We start from the raw sequence: 19,497 nt of genomic DNA, 5'->3' as shown, positions 1-19,497 counted from the left end.
GGTGCGGAACCCGAACGGCAAGAGGTGCCAGGAGAGTTGGGGGGAGCAGGAAATGCGGGAGCGGGACGATCCGGAGGTCGTGGGCCGGCGCGTACAACAACTGCGCACCGAGCAGGGCCTGACCCAGCGCCAGTTGGCGGAACCGGCGTACACCCCCGCCTACATCTCCACCCTGGAGGCGGGCCGGGTCCGCGCCTCCGACGAGGCGCTCAGGCACATCGCGGACCGCCTCGGCGTCGCCTTCGAGGAGCTGGCCGTCGGCCGGCCCGCCCGCCTCGCCACCGCCCTCCGGCTGCGGCTCACCGAGGCCCAGCGCGCCCTCGCCGACGGCAAGGCGGAGGAGGCGGCCGGCCAGTACACCGCGCTGCTCGCCGAAGCGGACACGCACGGCCTGGTCCCCGAGCAGGCCACCGCACTACTGGGACTCGGCGAGTGCGCCCTGCAGACGGGCGAACTGTCCCGGGCCCGCGACCACTTCGAGCGAGCCGAGCACCGCCTCGCGCAGGAGTCCCTCCCCAGCCGCGTCCCGGCCGTCCGCGGCCGTGCGATCGCCCACTACCTCGCCGGCGAACTCCGCTACGCCGTCTACCTGCTGGAATCCACCCTCGACGAACTCAACCGCGGCGGCCTGCACGACCCCGACGCCCTGCTGCTCCTCTACGCCAGCGCCATCGGCCCCTACATGGACATGGGCGCCCACGCCCGTGCCGCCCAGGCCGCCGAGTTCGCCCTGGCCCTGGCCCCGCAGGCCGCCGACCCGGCGCTCATCGCCCGGATGCACCGCTCGGTCGCCCGCACCCTGCTCGCCGAGGGCCGGGTCGCCGAGGCCGACGCCTCCCTCGCCAAGGCGGCCGAGCTGTACCGCCAGCTCCAGCTGCGCACCGAACTCGCCAACTGCCACTGGATGCGCGGCTACGTCTGCGCCCAGAACGGCGACCTGGACCGGGCCGAGGCCGAGCTGCGCCAGGCCCTCACCATGCTCGCCCAGACCCGGGCCGCCCTCTACCGCAGCCAGGCCGCCGTGGAACTCGCCGACGTCCTGCACCGGCGCGGCAAGTCGGCCGAGGCCGCCGACCTGCTCAACGGCGTCCTCGGCGACCTCTCGTCCGAACGCGGCGCCGTGCACGCCGCCGCCGCGCACCGCCTCCTCGGCATCATCGCCGAGGACTCCCGCGACACCGAGGCGGCCGAGGAGCACTACGTCCGCGCCCTCAGCCTCCTGGAACGGGCCGGCGCGGCCGGCGACCTGGCCGACCTGTGCCGGCTCCTCGGCGACCTGCTGCGCCGTACCGGCCGCGTCGAGGCGGCCCTGGACGCCTACCGCACGGGCCTCGGCCACCGCACGGCGCCGGGCACCACGACCCTCGGCCCGGCGCCCGCGCAGCCGCCCCTGTGACCCTCCGCCCTCACCTGCGCACCGGCGTCACCGCCTTGGGCGCGAACACGTCCGACCGGACCCCGGTGGCCAGGTCCCGGGCCGAGGCCGGGAGGTGCCCCGGTCGCGCCGGGTGCCCCTTCGTGGCCGGGTGCTCGGCGAACAGGGCGGTCGTGAGGGCGAGCCGGCCGGTGTACGCCGACTGCCACAGCGTCCGGGTGCCGGGGCCCGTGCCCGCACCGCCGGTGTACGTCACCGGCTCGCCCGTGACCGCGTACTTCGCCGCCGCCGCGGCCATGACGGAGCCCATGACCCGGTGCCGGTCCGGGCGGGCCGTGTACACGGTGTCGCCGCCCCGGGTGATCCGCTGCACCATGTACGGCGTCGCGTAGGTGCCGTCCGCCGCCGCGGTCGCGTACGCCGAGGCCACGGTCAGCGGTGTCGGTGCCGCGGTCTTCGCGAGCTTCGACAGCGGCGCGCCGAGCGGCAGGCCGCTGAAGGGCCGCAGTGCCGTACCGGCCTCCACCGCGCCCGACAGGGCGTCGTTGAAGGGCTGGTGGGCGTAGTCCGTACCGCCGTACAGCACACGGACCGCGCCGTCGCCGGGGACCATGGCGATCACCGCCGCGTGCAGCTTCGTACCCTCGGGCAGGCCCGCGGACCGCTGGCGCACGCGCTCCGACACCGCGTACTGCGTGCTCAGGTCGAAGGTCGTACGGACCGTGTAGCCGCCGCGCGCCAGCTGGTCCTGCGTGATGCCGAGACGGCGGGCGGCCTCGGTGGCGGCCGCGTCGATCAGGTACTGGCGCTGGCCGTCCGTGTCGCCGGGCGGATAGAAGCGGAAGGCCGGGAAGGCGGCCGAGGAGCGCTGCGCGGCCGTGATGCTGCCCGAGGAGCGCATCGCGTCCAGCACCCAGCGCCAGCGCTTCTGCAGCGTCGTGGTGACCTTCGCGTCCGAGCCGGCCCGTTCGTAGAACGTCGGCCGGTTGATGATGGCCGCGAGCGCCGCGCCCTGCGACACCGTGAGGTCCTTCGCGTCCACGCCGAAGTAGTTCCGCGCCGCCGACTCGATGCCCGCCGCGCCCCGGCCGAAGTACACGGTGTTGAGGTAGCCCTCCAGGATCGAGTCCTTGGAGCGGGTGCGGTCCAGCTTGACGGCGATCAGCGCCTCACGGGCCTTGCGGGTCAGGGACTGTTCGGGGCTCAGCAGGGCGTTCTTCACGTACTGCTGGGTGATCGTCGAACCGCCCTGGCGCTCCCCGCCGGACAGCGTGGCCACGGCCGCGCGCACGATCGCGCTCGGCGAGACACCCGAGTCCGTGCGGAAGGAACGGTTCTCGGCGGCGATCACCGCGTCCTGGACGTGCCGCGGCACCTGCGCCAGGGACACGTCCTGCCGGTCCACCGGCCCGCGTCGGCCCAGGTACTCCCCCTCCGCGTCCAGGAAGACCGTGCTCTGGCTGACCGTCTCCGGGTGCGGGTCCGGGACGGCCGTGAGCAGGTACGCCACCCACACCGTGCCGACCAGCACGAGGCACAGCGCGAGCAGCGCCACGAGGATGCGCCGGACCCAGCGGCCCCGGCGGCGGCGCAGATGCTTGAGGAGACGTTTCACCAGCCCACCCCGCCCCGCGCCAGGACCTTGCCGCCGGCGTCGTAGACCGTGACCCGGGTGCGCAGCAACTCCTGCTTGTCGGCCGGGAGTCGGGGGGTCGCGTACCAGACGTCCCAGCCAGGGTTCCCGGCGAGGGTGAGCACGGTTGCGGTGGTCCTGCCCGAGGGCTGCTGCACCTCGACGCGGGCGGCCGGTCCGCCGCCGCGGTGCACGCCGGACAGCAGCAGCCCGCTCCGGCCGGTCACCTCCAGCCGGAGGGTGACGGTCGGGGGCTCCGCGGAGAGCCCCGAGACCGGCAGGGACTCGCCCCCGCCCCGCGGCGACGACCAGTGCGCGCCGTCCTTCGTCAGCCACAATTCCTCGCCGGACAGCGGCCGTACGTGCTCACCGGCGGCCACCACCCGCACGGTCCCGGCGGCCACCGACCGTGCGGGAGTCACGGGCCCGCCCCCGGACCCGCCCGTCAGCCGCCGGCCGACGTAGCCGAGCGGGCCCAGCACCAGCAGACAGCAGATCAGCAGCACGGTGATCCGGCGCCGTCGGCGCCGCGCCCGGCCCTCCCGCTCGATGGCGGCGAGCGGGACGGGCGTGCGGGGCGCCTCGTCGCGGGCGGCGGTGAACGCCTCGCCCAACTCGCCGTCCAAGTACTCCGGTTGCCTGTGCCTCATGCTGCCCCCAAGGCCTTCAGCCCCCGTCGTTCGTACGACTTCACCGCGCCGACCGACCAGCCGAGCATCTCGGCGATCTCCAGCCGGCCCAGGTCCTCGCCCAGCCGCAGGACCAGCACCACCCGCTGGCGCGCGGGCAGGGCGGCGAGGGCCCGGGCGAGCGGGGCCTGCGGCGCGGGTCCCGTGCGGTGCGGCCGACGGCCGACACGACGGCCGAGAGTGCGGCCGAGAGTGCGGCCGACATGGCGGCCGAGATGGTGGCGCACGAGCAGCCGTCGTACGTAGAAGTCGGTGTCGTTGCCCGGGATGCGCCGCCAGTGGGCGTACGCGTCGGACAGGGTGGTGCGCGTCAGGGCGTCGGCCTCGGCCGGGTCGCCGGTCAGCAGATGGGCCGTGCGCAGCAGACGCGGCCAGGCCACGGCGGCGTAGCCGCCGAACTCGCTCCGGCGGCCGGAACGACCGGCGCGATGACGGGTTCGGCGGTCGGCTCTGGTCGTCATCGGGTTCCCCCTGCGATGTGTTTCGATGTGCGACGTACGGGACCTGTACGCACCGCGAAGCGGTCCGGGTTGCACGGCGGTACGGGGAAGTTGGGGCACGAGTGGCAGGGGAGGCATGACCGAGGACGAGTTCGACGCGTTCTACGCCGCCGCGTTCCCCCGGCTGACCGGCCAGCTCTACGCGTTCACCGGGGACCACGTCGAGGCGCAGGACGTCGTGCAGGAGGCGTTCGTACGGGCCTGGGACCGGCGGCGCGACTTCCTCGCGGACGGGGCGCCCGAGGCATGGGTCAGGACCGTCGCGATGCGGCTCGCCGTCAGCCGGTGGCGGCGCGCCCGGCGCTGGCTGGAACTGGTGCGGCGCACCCCGCCACCGGAGTCCGTGCCCGGGCCCGACCCCGAGCACACCGCGCTCGTCATGGCGCTGCGCACCCTGCCCGAGGCCCAGCGGATGGCCGTCGTCCTGCACCATCTGTGCGACCTGAGCGTGGAGCAAGTAGCCTCGGAAACCGGCGCCCCGGTGGGGACGGTCAAGGCCCGTCTGTCCCGTGGCCGCGCGGCACTGGCCCGGGTGCTGGCCCCGGGCGAGGGGGAGAGGGAGGGCGACCGTGTCCGATGACCGCGACCGCGATGTCGACCCCCGTCCCGAACTCTCCGGCGCGCTGCGGACGTTGGCCGAGGGGAACCAGTCCCCGCCGCCCGTCGCCGGTGCCGAGGTCCGCCGTCTGGCCGTACGGCGTGGCCGTCGCCGGCGTACGACCGTCGTGGTCGGCGGGGTGGCCGCCGCGGCGGCCCTCGCCGTCACGGTGACCGTCGGCCTCGGCCTCCGCCACGACTCCGACTCCGGCCGCCGCACCACCCCGGCCGCCAGTCCCCGGCTGCGGACCAGTCCGGCACCCACCCCGACTCCGGCCGCCGCCGACGCCGTCGTCGACCTCACCGGGATGACGATGACCCTCGACGGGCGGATCATGCCCATCTCCTCAGGAGTTCCCCAACTGCCCACGCCCACCGGCAGGTTCACCGTCGTCGCCAAGTCCCTGAAACGGGAGATGGAGACCGGGAGCGGCGGTGGCAGCGGCACGTCGATGCCGAGCGTGCCGTGGGTGATCGAGCTGCGCTCCGCGGACCGGACGAGGACCACCGCCATCGCCCTCACCTACGACCTGAAGGCCCCCGGCACCTATGCCTCCACCGGCGGCTGGATCGGCCTGCCAGAAGACGACGCGAAGTGGGTGTACACACGGCTGGACAAGGGCGCGGTGGTGCTGGTGACGGGGCGGACACCGTCGGTGCGGGCCTCCGTGACGACGCCGTCCTAGGGCCTGGTTCAGACCTGGGCCCGGCCCTGCTTGCGTACGTCCGCCAGGCGGAGTGCGCCGATCTGGACGGCCAGCTGTGTCGCGTCGTTCGGCACGTCGCCCAGGCCGGCGTTGGTGAGGGCGAAGGCGTCCTCGCCGACCCGGACGGCGGCCAGGTCCATCGTCAGGAAGACATCCTGCTCGTCGGAGGTCGTGGTGGCGACGGTGACGTGCAGACCCTGGCGCACGTCCCCGACCTCCGGCAGGAGGGCGTCCTGGACCTGGACGTCCTCGACCAGGCCGTTCTCCGAGGTGGCCGTGAACCGGGCGCACTGCACCGGCATCGTCTGCAGCCACTTCAGCACGGCGTCGACGTCCGACGGGCGGCGGGCGCCGATCTGGTAGCGGATCTGGGCCTCGGTGTCGTCGTCGTCGAGGCCCACGGCGACCCGGGCGGGGGCGCCGAGGAGTTCGTCGGAGTAGAGCGCGTCCAGCAGGCGCTGGCACTCACCGGCCGTCGTGGTCGCCTTCAGCAGGCCGTCCCGCCAGGTGGCCGCCCCGCGCGTCGCGGACCAGGGGGCGCCGAGGTCGGTCTCCGTGATGAGCGCGGCCCGGGCCTGGTCGTCGGTGAGCGTGGATCCGTCGGCCCGGGCCGACGGCTTCGCCGAGGGGGAGGGCTTGTCGACGGTGGGCAGGGGCTGCTGCGCGGACGGCGGGCGTTCCAGGCCGAGGGCCGCGCACCCGGTGAGGGCGAGGAGGCCGGTGGCGAGGGCGGCGAGAGGGAGGGCGCGGGGGCGTATGGCGGCGGTCATCTGGGGTGCCTCCCTGGCGGGGCAGGTGGGGGTGGAGGTGCCTCCTCTCACGGCACCATCGCCGCGACCCGCTCACCAGCGCTCCGGGCCGTCCGGGTGAGGGCGGGAAACCCCGTCCGGGTGAGCGGCGGGGAAGACCCGGGGAAAACCGATGGCGCTGCGGCAGGGGCCGGCGCTACGGTCGCCCCATGAAGCGCGCCCAGCCGTGTCCGCAGAGCACGACGACGCCGGAGACCGTCCCGGCGCGCTGACACCTGACTCAGTCCGAAGCCCCGGGGCGAACGCCCCGGGGCTTCGGCATGCCGGTGGTGTTCGCCTCCCGCACCGAGGAGACCCCCATGACCGACCCGATCGGCGACCGCGTCCCCGACCACCGCCGCCTCGGCCGTGAACTCGGCCTGTTCGACACCGACCCGCTGATGGGCGCGGGGCTGCCCTACTGGCTCCCGGACGGGGCCGTCGTACGGCACACCCTGGAGGAGTACATCCGGGAGGCGGAACGCGCCGCCGGCTACCGGCACGTGTACTCGCCCGCGCTCGGCAAACGCGAGCTCTACGAGACCTCCGGGCACTGGGACCACTACAGCGACGACATGTACCCGCCGATGAACCTGGGCGCGGAGGAGGTCGTCCTGCGCCCCAGCCTCTGCCCCCACCACGCCCTGATCTACCGCTCCCGCTCCCACAGCTACCGCGAACTGCCCCTGCGCATCGCCGAGCTGGGCACCATGTACCGCGCCGAACTGTCCGGCGTCCTCGGCGGCCTGACCCGGGTGCGCGCCATCCAGCTCAACGACGCCCACATCTTCTGCACCCTGGAGCAGGCCGTCGACGAGGCCCGCGCCGCGCTGGAGCTGATCGCCCGCGCCTACGCCGACCTCGGCATCGAGGCCGTGCGCCACCGTCTCTCACTGCCCGGCGAGGGCGGCAAGTACGTCGCCGACCCGGAGCTGTGGCAGCGGGCCACCGCGCTGCTGAAGGAGGTGCTGGCCGAGTCCGGAGTGGCGTACGAGGAGGCGGAGGGCGAGGCCGCCTTCTACGGCCCCAAGATCGACGTACAGATCGCGGACCCGGCCGGCCGCGAGTCCACCCTGTCCACCGTGCAGATCGACTTCCACCAGCCGGCCCGCTTCGACCTGCACTACATCGGAGCCGACGGTGCGAAGCACCGGCCGGTGATGGTGCACCGCAGCATCATCGGCAGCGTGGAGCGGGCCGTGGCCCACCTCATCGAGGCGCACGGCGGGGCCTTCCCGGCCTGGCTGGCCCCGGTGCAGCTGGCCGTGCTGCCGGTCGCGGAGGAACAGGTGGAGCGGGCGGCCGCGGTGGTCCGGGAGGCGGCCGCGCTCGGCCTGCGCGCCGAACTCGCCGCCCCCGAACAGGGCACCCTCGGCGCCCGCGTCCGCGCGGCCCGCCTGGTCCCGTACCAGGCGGTGATCGGCGACCGGGAGGCCGACGCGGGCCTCGCGGCCCTGCGCCTGCGGGACGGCCGTCGCCCCGGCGCGCTCCTGGTACCCGAGTTGCTGCGACGCGTCGCCGACCGAGTGGCGGCGAAGGGCACCGCACTGTGGTCCTGAGGGTCCTGAACTAGTGTCGGTACGACGGAAGGAGTCCGACGTGACCGGTCTGCCCATCCCCGTGATCATCGACTGCGACACCGGCGTCGACGACGCCCTGGCCCTGCTGTTCGCCGTACGCCACCCGCACCTGGACCTCAGGGCGGTGACCTGCGTGGCCGGGAACACCGACGTCGACGGGGTGGTCCGCAACACCCTGACCGTGCTGGAGGAGGCGGGCGCCCCGGACGTCCCGGTGGCGCGCGGCGCCGAGCGCCCGCTGATCGAGCCGGCCCGCTCGGCCCGGCACGTGCACGGCGTGGACGGCATGGGCGACCTCGGCCTGCCCGCGCCCAGGCGCGGCCGCGCCGCGGTGGACGCCGTGACCCTCCTGTACCGCGAGATCCTGGGCTCCCCGACCCCGGTCACCCTGATCCCGACGGCGCCGCTCACCAACATCGCGCTCCTGCTGCGCACCCACCCGGAGGTGACCCGGAACATCGAGCGGATCGTGTTCATGGGGGGCGCGGTCGCCACCGGGAACGCCACGCCGGTCGCCGAGTTCAACGTCTGGCACGACCCGGAGGCGGCGGCGGTCCTGCTCACCGCAGGGGTGCCGATCACCATGTACGGGCTCGACGTGTTCACCCAGGTCGTCGTACCGGGCCCGGACGTACGGCGGCTGCGGGAGAGCACGGAACGGGGCACCCGGCTGGCCGGCGAGCTGCTGGCCCACCGCCCGTCCGCACCCGACCCCGACGGCGACGATCCGGCAGGGGGCCTCGGTGACGCGGGCGCGGTGTGCGCGGTCGCGGACCCGGCCGGCATCACCACCCGCCTGCTGCCCGTCGAGGTCGCCCTGGCCCCCGGCCCGACCCGTGGCCAGACGGTCGTCGACCGCCGCCACCGCCCCGGCGAGTCCGAGATCCACGGCGGCGTTCGCGAACAGGCCCTGGTGGACGTGGCGTTGGCGGTGAACGTGGAGCGGTACGTGAAGCTGTACCTGGAGACGGTGGAGCGCCGCTAGGGCAGGTCCGGCGGATCGGACGTCGGCCCGGCCGCCTAGGTTCTGCGCGGAACCGGCCCGGGCTCGTCCGGCCGGCCTTGTAGTGCCCAAGGTTCCGTTTCCGGGCAAGGTGGACAGAGTTCGGGTATGCCAGACCTCTCCTCCAGGAATCCCGACTGGTGGCGCCAGGCCGTCATCTACCAGGTCTATCCGCGCAGTTTCGCCGACGCCGACGGTGACGGCCTCGGTGACCTCAGGGGTGTCACCGAGCGCCTGAACCACCTCGCCACGCTCGGCGTGGACGCCCTGTGGCTCAGCCCCTTCTACCCCTCCGAACTCGCCGACGGCGGCTACGACGTCGCCGATCACCGGGACGTCGACCCGCGCCTCGGCAGCCTCGACGACTTCGACGCGCTGGCCGCCGAGGCCCATCGGCTCGGTCTGAAGGTCGTCGTGGACATCGTCCCGAACCACACCTCGCACCTGCACCCCTGGTTCCAGGAGGCCCTGCGGGCCGGACCCGGATCCGCGGCCCGTGAGCGCTACGTCTTCCGCCCCGGCCGCGGCGCCGCCGGCGAACTCCCGCCGACCGACTGGCAGTCGGTCTTCGGCGGCAGCGCCTGGCGGCGGCTCCCCGACGGCGACTGGTACCTGCATCTGTTCGCGCCCGAACAGCCCGACCTGAACTGGGAGAACGAGGAGGTCCGCGCCGACCTCCGCACCACCCTGCGCTTCTGGTCCGACCGGGGCGTCGACGGCTTCCGTATCGACGTCGCCCACGGCCTGGCCAAGGACCTGGCCGAACCGCTGCGGGACGTCGGCGCTCCGGGCGTCACGGGCGAGGAGTCCCTGCAGCGGGTGGAGCCCGGTACCCACCCCTACTGGGACCGCGACGAGGTCCACGAGATCTACCGTGACTGGCGCAAGATCTTCGACGCCTACAGCCCACCCCGCACCGCGGTCGCCGAGGCCTGGGTCCCGGACGCCCGCCGCGCGCTGTACGCCCGCCCGGACGAACTCGGCCAGGCCTTCAACTTCGAGTATCTGCAGGCTGGTTGGGGTGCGGACGAACTCCGTCAGGTCATCACGGGCTCCCTGGCGGCGGCCCGCGCCGCCGGTGCCTCCGCCACCTGGGTGCTCTCCAACCACGACGTCGTCCGCCACGCCTCGCGCCTCGTGCTCCCGCCCGGCACCGACGAGAACGCCTGGCTGCTGTCCGGCGGCACGGCCCCGGCGACCGACCGGGAGGCGGGCCTGCGCCGGGCCCGGGCCGCGACGCTGCTGATGCTGGCGCTGCCCGGATCGTCGTACGTCTACCAGGGCGAGGAACTCGGCCTGCCCGAGGTCGCCGACCTGCCCGCCGAGGCGCTGCAGGACCCGATCTGGGGGCAGACGGGCCATGCCCGCAAGGGCCGCGACGGCTGCCGGGTGCCGCTGCCGTGGACGACGACCGGGCCCTCGTACGGCTTCGGGTCCGGGGCCGCCTGGCTGCCGCAGCCGGCGTCCTTCGCGTCGTACGCCGTCGAGGCCCAGGCCGGTGCCGAGGGCTCCACCCTGGAGCTGTACCGCACCGCGCTCAGGCTGCGCCGCAAGCTGCTGGAGGGCGAGACGCTGACGTGGACGCCCGACGCCCCGGCCGGGGTGCTGGACTTCGCCCGCACCGAGACCTGGCGCTGTGTCACCAACCTCACCGCGGAGCCGGTACGACTGCCCCCGGGCGAGGTAGTGCTCGCCAGCACCCCGCTCCCGGAACCGGACGCCCTCCCGCCGGACACCACGGTGTGGCTGACCTAGCCCACGGTCGGGCTGGGGGCGGGTGAGGCGCCGCCGGTGCCGCCGCCGTTGCCGCCGGTGAGGCCGTTGATGTCCACCGGTGTGGAGGTGGCGTTCGGCGGCGGCGTGAGCACGACCTGCGGCTGGCCCGCCGGCGGGGGCGGCGGGGTCAGGTCCGAGCTGGGCAGCTTCGGCGGGGTGGTCTGCTGGAAGAGGGTCTGGTCGAAGTCGACCAGACCGGTCCTCTCCATCACCGTGATGTGGTCGAGCACGGTGTCGTTGGCCTGGTCGGCCAGGGCCCGCACGAGCGAGTTCTTGGTCGTGGAGCGGATCTTCGCCACCGTGTTGAAGATCGAACCGTGCGTCATCCGCAGGATGTTGGCGAAGTCGGTGTCGAACTTCTTGCCGCTGTCCGACTTCAGCGTGGCGACGAAGCCCTCCTGCTGGGGGCTCGCCACGTTGGGCAGCGTGATGTTCAGCATCGGCGCGATCTTGCGGCAGGTCGTGTCCAGCGCGGAGTGCCCGTCGACCAGGTGCTTGCTGGCCTCGATCACCCCCTTGCTGGTGCCCTTCTGCAGCCCGATCTGCCCCACCGGGTACTCCCACAGGCCGGCCGCGCGCACCTTCACCACGAAGTCCCGGTCGGACTCGGTGAGCGGACCCCACTGGGTGTTGGCGATGACACGGTCCGGGGAGCTCGAGACGGTGCTCACACCGAGCATGCTCGGGTAGGCGAGCGCGCCGAGGGTCAGGGCCATCGCTCCGCCCACGAAGAGAGTTCCCGTCGCGTTCCGCGAGATGCGCACCGTGCCTCCTGCCTGGCCGTGGATCCGCCTGCAGGCGGTTCGGACGCACAGCAGTACGGATGCGGAGGTCATTTGTGTCGGTGGTTTCGGGTAAAGATTCGTCCCGGTCGTGCGCGAGGGCCAGATGACCGCAGTTGGTTAAAGGTTGACCTTCCCGCAGGAGAGTTGACTCTTCCTCGGGAGAACCGAGGGGAAACGCAGTCCTAGATTCGCCGCATGCCCCCACAGCCACCCCCGCGCATGCGTGCCGCGCTGCCCGTCCTGCCCTACCGCAAGCCCACCAAGGGCCGTGACTACTGGGTCCTGGACGACGTCCTGCCGGATGTCGACGCGGTACGCGAGCGGTGTCTGGCCAAGGACGACTGGGTCGAGGGCTACCCCTACACCTCGGAGACCTGGCCCGGACTGCGGGCGATGCCCGGCCTGGAACCCGGTGAACTCGACCGCATCGAGCGGCTGGTGAAGCGGTCGACCGGGGCGAAGGAGCTGTGGGTGCAGCAGGCGCCCGGCGGCGGCACCCTCAACCACAACTGCGTGCAGGTGGTCGGCGAGGGCGAGAGCGAACCGCGCCCGCACACCGACTCGCGCGCGCTGTGCCGGTACGCGGCCGTGCTGTACCTCAACCCGCACGTGCCCAAGGACTGCGGCACCAGTTTCTTCCGCCAGTCCCTGCCCGGCGGCCGGCTCGGCGGCAATGTCGTGCAGGCCCCGCACAACAACCTCGTCGAGGCCCTCGGTACCCGCTTCGTCACCCCGGACGCCTTCGAGGAGGACGTCCGTGTCCCGCACCGGTACAACCGCCTCCTCCTCTACAACGCCAACCTGGTGCACAGCGCGACCGGTTACTTCGGCAAGGAGCTGGCGGAGAAGCGGATGACGGCCGTCTTCTTCTGGATGGCCTGAGCCGTTCCGCCCCGGCCGCCGGCTCACCCGAACGGAGCAGCCCCCGTGGTCTCCGGGCCGGGTGGGCCGGATCGTCGTACGTACGACCGGCTCGGGGCGACGACGGCGGAGGTACGGCCATGACGCAGCACACCCGACCGGCACGGGCGGGGAAGACCGACTGGGCCGAGGGAGGGCTCGTCTTCGCGGGAGTGATGCTCCTGGTGGAGGGCGTCCTCGCCGTCCTCCAGGGCATCTCCGCGCTCGCGGCCGACGACGTGTACAGCCGCATCGGCACGTATGTGTACAAGATCAACCTCACCGGCTGGGGCTGGATCCTCCTCGTCCTGGGTGTCGTGGCCGTCGTCACCGGCGCGGGTGTCCTCAGGCGCGCCGAGTGGGCCCGGGCGGTCGGTATCGGCCTCGCCTCCCTGAGTGTGATCGCCCAGTTCCTGTTCCTGCCGTACTCGCCGGTCTGGGCTCTCGTCATGATCGCCATCGACTTCTTCGTGATCTGGTCGCTCGCCGTCTATCAGCCGGAGTACCCGGCCGACTGACGTTCCCATGTGATGCAGGTCACATGGGTGGGCTGTCACGCACGGCGGGGCTCGCCAGTCCCATGGTCGTCACCGGCACCGGACGAAGACGACGTGCCCGGTGACCCGACCCCGGGAGTGGACATGCCGAAGCAGCCGAAGACCGGACGACGGGCGCAGGACGGCCACCGGGTCGTGGTGCTGGGCGCCGGCTACACCGGCATGCTGGCCGCGATCCGGCTGGCCCACCGCACGCGCCGCACCGGCGTCCAGGTGACCCTGGTCAACCCCTCCGCCCGCTTCACCGAACGGCTGCGCATGCACCAGGCGGCGACGGGCCAGGAACTCACCGAGCACGGCATCCCCGACCTGCTGGCGGGCACGGGCATCACCTTCGTCCAGGGGTACGCGACGGCCCTGGACCCGGGGGCACGCACCGTGACGGTGGGCGCGGGCGACGAGGGTGACGCGGACGCGGCCGTACTGCCGTACGACACCTTGGTCTACGCCCTCGGAAGCCGGGCCGACACCGGCGCGGTGCCCGGGGCCGAGGAGCACGCGTACACCCTGGACGGGCACGGTCCGGCGGGCCGGCTGGCGGCGCGGCTGGCCGAGACGGCGCGGACGGCGGGCACGGTGACGGTGTGCGGCGGCGGGCTGACCGGTGTGGAGGCCGCGACGGAGATCGCGGAGTCGCACCCGGACCTGTCGGTGACCCTGCTCTGCACACAGGAGCCGGGCGCGATGATGGGTGAGAGGGCGCGGTCGTACCTGCGCGCCGCCCTGACGCGCCTGGGCGTCACGGTCCGCACCGGCGCACAGGTGACCAAGGTGCTGCCGGACGCGGTGGAGCTGGCGTCGGGCGAGGTGCTCGAGTCGGCGGTGTGCGTGTGGACGGCGGGCGTACGGGTCTCGCCGCTGGCGGCGCGGGCGGGCGTGGCGGTGGACGAGCGGGGCCTGCTGCTCGTGGACGAGACCCTGCGCTCGGTCTCCCACCCCGGGATCCACGCGATCGGGGACGCGGCGGCGATCCGGATGCCCTGGGGCAGGCTGCACGGCACCTGCCAGAGCGGGATGCCGACGGCGGCGTACACCGCGGACGCGATCGCCCGCCTGCTGCGCCGCCGCCCGGTCCGCCCCTTCCGCTTCGGCTACGTCCACCAGCCGGTGAGCCTCGGCCGCAGGGACGCGGTCATCCAGTTCACGCACCCGGACGACACCCCGCGGCGGGCGTACCTGAAGGGCCGGGCGGCGGTCCGGTACAAGGAGCTGGTGAGCGGGAGCCCGCTGCCGTTCTACCGGCTGAGCAGGCGCATGAGCGTGACGGTGGCGCTGTCGAAGGCGGGCCGGGCGGGGAAGCAGGTCGCCGCCGACGACAGGAGCGGTGTTGTTCTGGCAGGTTGATCCCATGAAGATCACGCAGGCGCAGCCCGGTGGGAGCCCGGACCCGTACCTCGAACACAGGCGGCTGCTGTTCGCGACGGCGTACCGGATGCTGGGCAGTGTGGCGGACGCCGAGGACGTCCTGCAGGACGCCTGGCTCAACTGGAACGCGGCGGACCGCTCGGCGGTCCGCAACCCGCGCGCCTACCTGGTCCGCACGGTCACGAACCTCTCCCTGACCCGCCTGACCTCGGCCCGCGCGATCCGCGAGCAGTACGTGGGCCCGTGGCTCCCCGAGCCCCTGCTCACCTCTCCCGACGCCGCCGAGGAAACGGAGCTGGCGGACAGTGTGTCGACGGCCATGCTGGTGATCCTGGAGACGCTGACCCCGGTGGAGCGGGCGGTGTTCGTCCTGCGCGAGGTCTTCGGCTACTCCCACGCGGAGATCGCCGACATCCTGGACCGCCCGGAACCCACCGTCCGTCAGATCGCCCACCGCGCCCGCAACCACGTCCAGTCCCGCCGCCCGCGCTACGACACGGACCCGGACCGGCGGGCCCGGATCACCACCCAGTTCATCGAGGCGTGCGCGGGCGGCGACCTGAACGCGGTGATGGAACTTCTGGCGCCGGATGTGACCTGCTGGTCGGACGGCGGCGGCAAGGTCACCGCGGCCCGCCGCCCGCTGCACGGCCCCGACCATGTGGCGCGCTGGATCCTCGGCGTCCTGGCGAAGCCGCAGTCGGCCGGCGTCACCTTCCGACAGGCCCTCGTCAACGGTGAGTTGGGCATCCTGTTCACCGTGGGCGAGATGCCGGTGGCGGCCCTCACCTACGACCTGTCCGAGGACGGCATCAGGAATCTGCGCCTGCAGGTGAACCCGGAGAAGCTGACGGGGCTGCGTCCTTCGGGCGAGTGACGCCGGCGTCCTCCGCTCGGGAGGCGCCGGGCAGGCACTTGCCCACCGTGATGAAGAAGAGCACCAGGCCCACCGTCAGCAGGACATGGCCGAGGCCGGCGATCCCGGCGATGGCGTCCGAGCCGGAGTGGCCGAGGACCGTCAGCGTTCCGTGCAGGGTCATCATGCCGACGGTCACCGCCAGGCCGGCGTTGTAGGTCCAGAAGAACCAGTTGAACAGCCGCTGGGAGGTCAGCGCGAACTGCTTCTCCAGCGCCAGGACGACGAGGAAGAACAGCATGCCGAGCGCCAGGACATGGGTGTGTACGACGGCGAGCTGGGTGTCTCCCTCGAAGTCCTTGGCCTTGGTCAGCTCGCGGTAGTACAGGCCGCTGACCAGCCCGATGATCATGTAGATGTGAGCGGTGTTGAGGATCTTCCTCATCTGCGTCTTCCCCCGTGAATCCGCGTCGGTGTCGGCCCCCACCTTGCGCCCGGCCCGTCCGGGCATCAACGATGAACCTGATAACGAGTCATAACCGTCGGCTAATGAGTCCGAAGGGGGGCGAGTGGAGCTCCGCGACATCGAGATCTTCCTGACCCTCGCCGAGGAACTGCACTTCAGCCGTACGGCACATCGTCTGCACGTCACCCAGGCCCGGGTCAGCCAGTCGATCAAGAAGCAGGAGCGGCAGATCGGCGGCCTCCTGTTCGAACGCACCAGCCGCGCGGTACGGCTCACTCCGCTCGGCGAGCAGCTGCAACGCGAACTCGGCGCCGGTTACCGGCAGATCATGGACGGTGTCGCCGCGGCCAGGGCCGCCGCCCGCGGGACGGACACCCTGACGGTCGGCACCGTCGGCCCCCACTCCTGGATGCTGTCCGACGCCGTGGCCCTCCTGCGGGCCCGTTCCCCGGAGATCCAGGTGCGGTTCCGCGAGATCCAGCCCCCCGCCCCCCTGGATCTGCTCCGCTCCGGGGACGTCGACATCGCCGTGCTCTGGCTGCCGGTCGAGGAACCGGACCTCACCGTGGGCCCGGTCATCCACGCCTCGCGGACCCTGCTCATGACCGGAGCCTCCCACCCGTACGCCCGGCGCGACGCCATCCGCCTGGAGGACCTCGCCGACTGCGCGTTCGTGGCCAGCCGCGCCCTGCCGGCCTACATGGAAGAGGCCCTCAACCCCTTCCACACCCCCTCCGGTCGCCCGATCCCCCGTGGCCCGCAGGTTTCGACGTGGCAGGAGGCCCTCACCGCCGTGGCCACCGGTCAGGCCGTCGCCTCGGTGTCGGGCGACATCGCGGACTTCTACCCGTGGCCCAACCTGGCCTTCATCCCGATCCTCGACGCCCCGCCGTCCCGATGGGCCCCGGTCTGGCGCACGGCCGCGGAGAGCCCGCTCATCCGCTCCTTCACCCAGGCGCTGTCCGACGCGCCGCCGACGGTCGGCGAGGACTGCTGGTGCGCTCTGCCGGCGCAGAGCCCGGAGGCCTGAGGGCTCTCTGCCGGGGAAGTCCGACGGCCATGTGCCGGGCCATGACGGGAAGGCACCCCTCCGGATACGGCTTCACGGCGTCGCCGCTCGCTCAAGGGTCAAGCCGCTGCGAGTGGGTTCGGCTCGCCACATTGCCGCCAGCTGGGGGTAGGACTCGATGAACCGGCGTGTTTCTTCCAGCGCGGTGATCCTGGGCGCGCCGATCTCGGCGTGGTCGAATCCGGTGTCCTGATGCCCGAGGCTGTCGAGATCCGCCCATGCCGGATCCTCGGCGAAGACGAGTTGCAGCTCTGCTTTCCAGTACTCCGGCTGCCAGTCGGGGGCGTCACGGTCACCGGCATCGTTGACCGCGAGCAGTCGCCCGAAGGACGGCGAAGGCTGGTCGTCGTTCCCGTCCCACCTGCCCCATTCGACGATGAAGCCGTCGCCGTCGTTCTCGGGCCGCTCGATCCCCGCGACCTCGATCTGGAGAAAAGCGCCGAAGGCATTCCGGGTGGCGTCGACGTCGCGTACGGCATCGGGCTCGACCCCACGCTGTCTCAAGGCTCGCGCGAACACGTCCACGCTGGATCTCCAGGGAATGGGCATGCGGGATGCCATCGCGCTGTTCCACGTCAGCTCGGGGAGCTGCTCCGGGAGAGGCGGACACCGTACCCATCGGGCCCGTCCGGGTACTGCCGATCTGCGTGGTTTCATCCGCACGGGATGTGGAGGGGCGTGTCGTCGTGACCCGCTCTGCGAGGCTGCAGGCAGCCGGCGGAAAGGGTGCGTTGATGGAGTGGAAGACCTATGGGGAGCGGCGGATCTACTCGAACCCGTGGGTGAATCTGTGCCTGGTGGACGTGCAGCAGCCTGATGGGCTGCGGTGGGAGTACCACGTGGTGCGGCTGCGGCACCTGGCGGTGGGGGCCCTCGTCAATGAGCGGCGCGAGATCCTCATGATGTGGCGGCACCGGTTCATCACGGACTCGTGGGCCTGGGAACTCCCCATGGGGCTGGTCGAGGAGGGGGAGACGCCGGAAGAGGCGGCGGCGCGTGAGGTGCTGGAGGAGACCGGCTGGCGTCCCGGGCCGCTGAAGCCCCTCATCTACGCCGAGCCGGCCAACGGGATCACCGACTCGCAGCATCATGTGTTCCGTGCGGACGGGGCTGCGTATGTCGGGCCGCCCACCGAGCAGAACGAGTCGGACCGGATCGAGTGGGTTCCGCTCGGTGAGGTGCGGGGGATGATCGACCGGCGGGAGATCGTGAGCAGCGGGTCGCTCGTCGGGCTGCTGTACGTGCTCATGGACGAGGGCATTCGCTGATCCCCCTCACCAGCTGGCGTGTCCCTGGCAAGTCTGCTTCGGCGTGCGTCAGGATGATGCGGTGAACGAAGAGATAGTGGAGCCGGCCGCGCGCTCCCGCACCCTCGGCCTGAGGCCCATCAAGGTGTCCGGGCACCTGACTGCCGGGGCCCTGCTGCTCGCGGGGCTCGCATGGGTCGTGCGGGCCGTGTGGGAAGTGCGGCTGGCCATGGCCGGGGAGCCTGCCTCGGGGCCGCCGGACCAGGGGAACGGGGTGCACCGGGCGCTCAACGGGCTGGAGGACTCGTACCACCTCGTCACCAGCCTCGGGGGCGGCGCCGCCCTCCTCTGCGCGCTCCTCTTTCTCTCGTGGATGTGGCGGGTACGGGACAACGCGCGTGCGCTCACGGGGCAGACGCCGAAGTACGCCGGGATCTGGGTCTACCTCGGGTGGCTCATGCCCATTGCCAATCTGTGGTTCCCGCGTGGGATCGTCGCCGACGCGTTCCGGACCACCGCTCCGGGGCGGAAGCTGCCCGTCTCCGTGAACGTGTGGTGGGGGCTCTGGGTGGTCGGGATGCTCGGCGGGGTGGGCATCATGTACCGCGACTCCACCGACGAGCTCATCGCCCGGGCGTACAGCGAGGTGTGGCCGCTGCTCGTGTCCGACGCCGCCGTCATCGGGGCCGCCGTGGCCGGTGCGTTCGCCGTGCGGGCCGTCACCGCCGTACAGGTGGAGCGGATTCGCCAGAGGCAGCCTGGCGTGGTGGTGGAGTCCGCCGTCGGCGGCGCCGAGGGCGCCGAGGGCTGAGACCCGTCACGTCCCGCTCGGGCTGGGTGGTGGTGTGCCGTCGCAGGGGCAAGGATTTGCTCATGAGCACCATGGCCATCGTCGGCGCCGGGCCCGGGCTGGGCGCCGCCGTCGCGCGTCGGTTCGGGCGGGAGGGGTACGAGGTCGCCCTCCTTGCGCGGGACCGGGAGCGGCTGCAGGTCCTGGTGGGCGAGCTTGCCGACGAGGGGGTCGCCGCGCGGGGGTTCCCTGCCGACGTGCGCCGGCCGGAGCAGTTGGTGGCGGCCCTGAAGGACGCCGCCGCCGTGCTCGGGACCGTCGAGGTGTTGCAGTACAGCCCCGTCCCGCACCGGGACTTCATGCGGCCCGTGCTGGAGACCCGGCACCGGGATCTGCTCGGGCCGATCGAGTTCTCGGTGTACGGGCCGGTCGCGGCGGTGCAGCAGGTGCTGCCCGGTATGCGGGCGCTCGGGCGGGGGACCATCCTGTTCGTGAACGGGGGGACGGCCGCCGTGCCGCATCCCGAGCGGGCGGGCACGTCGATCGCGTTCGCCGCGGAGAGCGCCTACGGGCATCTGCTGCACGACCGGCTCGCCCCCGAGGGGATCCATGTCGCCCAGCTGGTGATCCCCGGGGCCATCACGCCCGGGCATGTGCGCAAGGATCCGGCCGTGCTCGCGGAGACCCTGTGGGGCATGCATCGGGAGCGGCACGGCTTCCGGCACTACGCCGACGACCTGGACAGCTGACCCCGCGGCCCGGAGATCGCGTCGCCCTGCGTGAAGAGCATTTGTGGGCCAAGATGGTCGTATCG

At 72.6% G+C, this 19,497-nt stretch carries 21 protein-coding genes; 14 read left to right on the top strand and 7 right to left on the bottom strand.

Annotated elements, in window-relative coordinates:
- The first annotated feature begins 52 nt into the window (after positions 1-52).
- Complete coding sequence (locus tag ACIRVH_RS14210) at positions 53-1,396, top strand: tetratricopeptide repeat protein (protein WP_403952246.1); 1,344 nt, start codon at positions 53-55, stop codon at positions 1,394-1,396.
- Between the two features lie 10 nt (positions 1,397-1,406).
- Here the strand turns inward: ACIRVH_RS14210 and ACIRVH_RS14205 are convergent, their stop codons facing one another.
- Genes ACIRVH_RS14205 through ACIRVH_RS14195 form a run of 3 tightly spaced genes read right to left on the bottom strand, consistent with a single transcriptional unit; the run spans position 1,407 to position 4,158 of the window.
- Positions 1,407-2,990: a transglycosylase domain-containing protein gene (locus ACIRVH_RS14205; RefSeq protein ID WP_403952243.1), complete on the bottom strand. Its 1,584-nt coding sequence runs from the start codon at positions 2,988-2,990 to the stop codon at positions 1,407-1,409.
- A complete protein-coding gene (locus ACIRVH_RS14200; protein ID WP_403952242.1) occupies positions 2,987-3,658 on the bottom strand; it encodes a hypothetical protein in 672 nt (223 codons plus the stop codon). Before ACIRVH_RS14200 ends, ACIRVH_RS14205 begins: the two co-directional genes overlap by 4 nt.
- Positions 3,655-4,158 (bottom strand): sigma factor-like helix-turn-helix DNA-binding protein, encoded by a 504-nt coding sequence (locus tag ACIRVH_RS14195; RefSeq protein ID WP_403952239.1) that lies wholly within the window; start codon positions 4,156-4,158, stop codon positions 3,655-3,657. The genes ACIRVH_RS14200 and ACIRVH_RS14195 overlap by 4 nt, the downstream gene beginning before the upstream one ends.
- A 115-nt stretch (positions 4,159-4,273) precedes the next feature.
- On the opposite strand from ACIRVH_RS14195, the gene ACIRVH_RS14190 reads away from it, so the two are divergent.
- On the top strand, positions 4,274-4,777 hold the full coding sequence (locus tag ACIRVH_RS14190; protein ID WP_403952236.1) for a SigE family RNA polymerase sigma factor: 504 nt from the start codon (positions 4,274-4,276) through the stop codon (positions 4,775-4,777).
- A complete protein-coding gene (locus tag ACIRVH_RS14185; protein ID WP_403952233.1) occupies positions 4,767-5,480 on the top strand; it encodes a L,D-transpeptidase in 714 nt (237 codons plus the stop codon). Before ACIRVH_RS14190 ends, ACIRVH_RS14185 begins: the two co-directional genes overlap by 11 nt.
- A gap of 8 nt (positions 5,481-5,488) precedes the next feature.
- Here the strand turns inward: ACIRVH_RS14185 and ACIRVH_RS14180 are convergent, their stop codons facing one another.
- Positions 5,489-6,271 carry a hypothetical protein gene (locus ACIRVH_RS14180; protein ID WP_403952231.1) on the bottom strand — a complete coding sequence of 261 codons (783 nt, stop codon included), beginning with the start codon at positions 6,269-6,271 and terminating at the stop codon, positions 5,489-5,491.
- Between the two features lie 338 nt (positions 6,272-6,609).
- On the opposite strand from ACIRVH_RS14180, the gene thrS reads away from it, so the two are divergent.
- The 3 genes from thrS to ACIRVH_RS14165 all read left to right on the top strand — a co-directional run bounded on the left by thrS (position 6,610) and on the right by ACIRVH_RS14165 (position 10,627).
- Positions 6,610-7,848 carry a threonine--tRNA ligase gene (gene thrS, locus ACIRVH_RS14175; protein WP_403952229.1) on the top strand — a complete coding sequence of 413 codons (1,239 nt, stop codon included), beginning with the start codon at positions 6,610-6,612 and terminating at the stop codon, positions 7,846-7,848.
- Between the two features lie 40 nt (positions 7,849-7,888).
- Positions 7,889-8,854, top strand: a complete 966-nt coding sequence (locus tag ACIRVH_RS14170; RefSeq protein WP_403952227.1) for a nucleoside hydrolase — start codon at positions 7,889-7,891, stop codon at positions 8,852-8,854.
- Positions 8,855-8,980: 126 nt separating this feature from the next.
- Positions 8,981-10,627, top strand: coding sequence for a glycoside hydrolase family 13 protein (locus ACIRVH_RS14165; RefSeq protein ID WP_403952224.1), 1,647 nt, complete (start codon positions 8,981-8,983; stop codon positions 10,625-10,627).
- Here ACIRVH_RS14165 and ACIRVH_RS14160 read toward each other — a convergent pair.
- Positions 10,624-11,376, bottom strand: coding sequence for a DUF4142 domain-containing protein (locus ACIRVH_RS14160; protein WP_403953021.1), 753 nt, complete (start codon positions 11,374-11,376; stop codon positions 10,624-10,626). The genes ACIRVH_RS14165 and ACIRVH_RS14160 overlap by 4 nt on opposite strands.
- Positions 11,377-11,628: 252 nt before the next feature.
- Between ACIRVH_RS14160 and ACIRVH_RS14155 the strand changes: the two genes are divergently transcribed.
- From ACIRVH_RS14155 to ACIRVH_RS14140, 4 genes are all read left to right on the top strand, one after another.
- Positions 11,629-12,315, top strand: coding sequence for a DUF6445 family protein (locus ACIRVH_RS14155; protein ID WP_403952221.1), 687 nt, complete (start codon positions 11,629-11,631; stop codon positions 12,313-12,315).
- 119 nt (positions 12,316-12,434) lie between these two features.
- Complete coding sequence (locus ACIRVH_RS14150) at positions 12,435-12,851, top strand: hypothetical protein (protein ID WP_403952219.1); 417 nt, start codon at positions 12,435-12,437, stop codon at positions 12,849-12,851.
- Positions 12,852-12,974: 123 nt separating this feature from the next.
- Positions 12,975-14,234, top strand: coding sequence for an NAD(P)/FAD-dependent oxidoreductase (locus ACIRVH_RS14145; protein WP_403952216.1), 1,260 nt, complete (start codon positions 12,975-12,977; stop codon positions 14,232-14,234).
- A 4-nt stretch (positions 14,235-14,238) separates the two neighbouring features.
- Complete coding sequence (locus ACIRVH_RS14140) at positions 14,239-15,132, top strand: RNA polymerase sigma-70 factor (protein ID WP_403952214.1); 894 nt, start codon at positions 14,239-14,241, stop codon at positions 15,130-15,132.
- On the opposite strand, the gene ACIRVH_RS14135 is transcribed toward ACIRVH_RS14140, so the two are convergent.
- Complete coding sequence (locus tag ACIRVH_RS14135; RefSeq protein ID WP_403952212.1) at positions 15,068-15,556, bottom strand: DUF2871 domain-containing protein; 489 nt, start codon at positions 15,554-15,556, stop codon at positions 15,068-15,070. The two genes, ACIRVH_RS14140 and ACIRVH_RS14135, sit on opposite strands and share 65 nt — an antisense overlap.
- 124 nt (positions 15,557-15,680) lie before the next feature.
- Here ACIRVH_RS14135 and ACIRVH_RS14130 point away from each other — a divergent pair, with 124 nt between their 5' ends.
- Complete coding sequence (locus ACIRVH_RS14130) at positions 15,681-16,607, top strand: LysR family transcriptional regulator (protein WP_403952210.1); 927 nt, start codon at positions 15,681-15,683, stop codon at positions 16,605-16,607.
- A gap of 72 nt (positions 16,608-16,679) precedes the next feature.
- On the opposite strand, the gene ACIRVH_RS14125 is transcribed toward ACIRVH_RS14130, so the two are convergent.
- Positions 16,680-17,171, bottom strand: a complete 492-nt coding sequence (locus tag ACIRVH_RS14125) for a hypothetical protein (RefSeq protein ID WP_403952207.1) — start codon at positions 17,169-17,171, stop codon at positions 16,680-16,682.
- Between the two features lie 209 nt (positions 17,172-17,380).
- Here ACIRVH_RS14125 and ACIRVH_RS14120 point away from each other — a divergent pair, with 209 nt between their 5' ends.
- The 3 genes from ACIRVH_RS14120 to ACIRVH_RS14110 all read left to right on the top strand — a co-directional run bounded on the left by ACIRVH_RS14120 (position 17,381) and on the right by ACIRVH_RS14110 (position 19,432).
- Entirely contained in the window at positions 17,381-17,914 is a 534-nt protein-coding gene (locus ACIRVH_RS14120; RefSeq protein WP_403952204.1) for an NUDIX hydrolase, read from the top strand.
- A gap of 61 nt (positions 17,915-17,975) precedes the next feature.
- Positions 17,976-18,704, top strand: coding sequence for a DUF4328 domain-containing protein (locus ACIRVH_RS14115; protein ID WP_403952202.1), 729 nt, complete (start codon positions 17,976-17,978; stop codon positions 18,702-18,704).
- 62 nt (positions 18,705-18,766) lie between these two features.
- Positions 18,767-19,432, top strand: a complete 666-nt coding sequence (locus tag ACIRVH_RS14110; protein WP_403952200.1) for an SDR family NAD(P)-dependent oxidoreductase — start codon at positions 18,767-18,769, stop codon at positions 19,430-19,432.
- Positions 19,433-19,497 lie beyond the last annotated feature (65 nt).

This window comes from Streptomyces sp. NPDC101165 (assembly GCF_044768135.1).
Classification (GTDB): domain Bacteria; phylum Actinomycetota; class Actinomycetes; order Streptomycetales; family Streptomycetaceae; genus Streptomyces.
Note: the sequence above shows the minus strand (reverse complement) of the source record. Positions and strands in the feature narration are given on the sequence as shown.

What these genes read in the sequence shown, in the direction of transcription:
- ACIRVH_RS14210 (WP_403952246.1), top strand. Translation starts at nt 53, where the DNA reads ATGCGGGAGCGGGACGATCCGGAGGTCGTGGGCCGGCGCGTACAACAA.
- ACIRVH_RS14200 (WP_403952242.1), bottom strand. Translation starts at nt 3,658, where the DNA reads ATGAGGCACAGGCAACCGGAGTACTTGGACGGCGAGTTGGGCGAGGCG.
- ACIRVH_RS14195 (WP_403952239.1), bottom strand. Translation starts at nt 4,158, where the DNA reads ATGACGACCAGAGCCGACCGCCGAACCCGTCATCGCGCCGGTCGTTCC.
- ACIRVH_RS14190 (WP_403952236.1), top strand. Translation starts at nt 4,274, where the DNA reads ATGACCGAGGACGAGTTCGACGCGTTCTACGCCGCCGCGTTCCCCCGG.
- ACIRVH_RS14180 (WP_403952231.1), bottom strand. Translation starts at nt 6,271, where the DNA reads ATGACCGCCGCCATACGCCCCCGCGCCCTCCCTCTCGCCGCCCTCGCC.
- thrS (WP_403952229.1), top strand. Translation starts at nt 6,610, where the DNA reads ATGACCGACCCGATCGGCGACCGCGTCCCCGACCACCGCCGCCTCGGC.
- ACIRVH_RS14165 (WP_403952224.1), top strand. Translation starts at nt 8,981, where the DNA reads ATGCCAGACCTCTCCTCCAGGAATCCCGACTGGTGGCGCCAGGCCGTC.
- ACIRVH_RS14155 (WP_403952221.1), top strand. Translation starts at nt 11,629, where the DNA reads ATGCCCCCACAGCCACCCCCGCGCATGCGTGCCGCGCTGCCCGTCCTG.
- ACIRVH_RS14150 (WP_403952219.1), top strand. Translation starts at nt 12,435, where the DNA reads ATGACGCAGCACACCCGACCGGCACGGGCGGGGAAGACCGACTGGGCC.
- ACIRVH_RS14145 (WP_403952216.1), top strand. Translation starts at nt 12,975, where the DNA reads ATGCCGAAGCAGCCGAAGACCGGACGACGGGCGCAGGACGGCCACCGG.
- ACIRVH_RS14140 (WP_403952214.1), top strand. Translation starts at nt 14,239, where the DNA reads ATGAAGATCACGCAGGCGCAGCCCGGTGGGAGCCCGGACCCGTACCTC.
- ACIRVH_RS14135 (WP_403952212.1), bottom strand. Translation starts at nt 15,556, where the DNA reads ATGAGGAAGATCCTCAACACCGCTCACATCTACATGATCATCGGGCTG.
- ACIRVH_RS14120 (WP_403952204.1), top strand. Translation starts at nt 17,381, where the DNA reads ATGGAGTGGAAGACCTATGGGGAGCGGCGGATCTACTCGAACCCGTGG.
- ACIRVH_RS14110 (WP_403952200.1), top strand. Translation starts at nt 18,767, where the DNA reads ATGAGCACCATGGCCATCGTCGGCGCCGGGCCCGGGCTGGGCGCCGCC.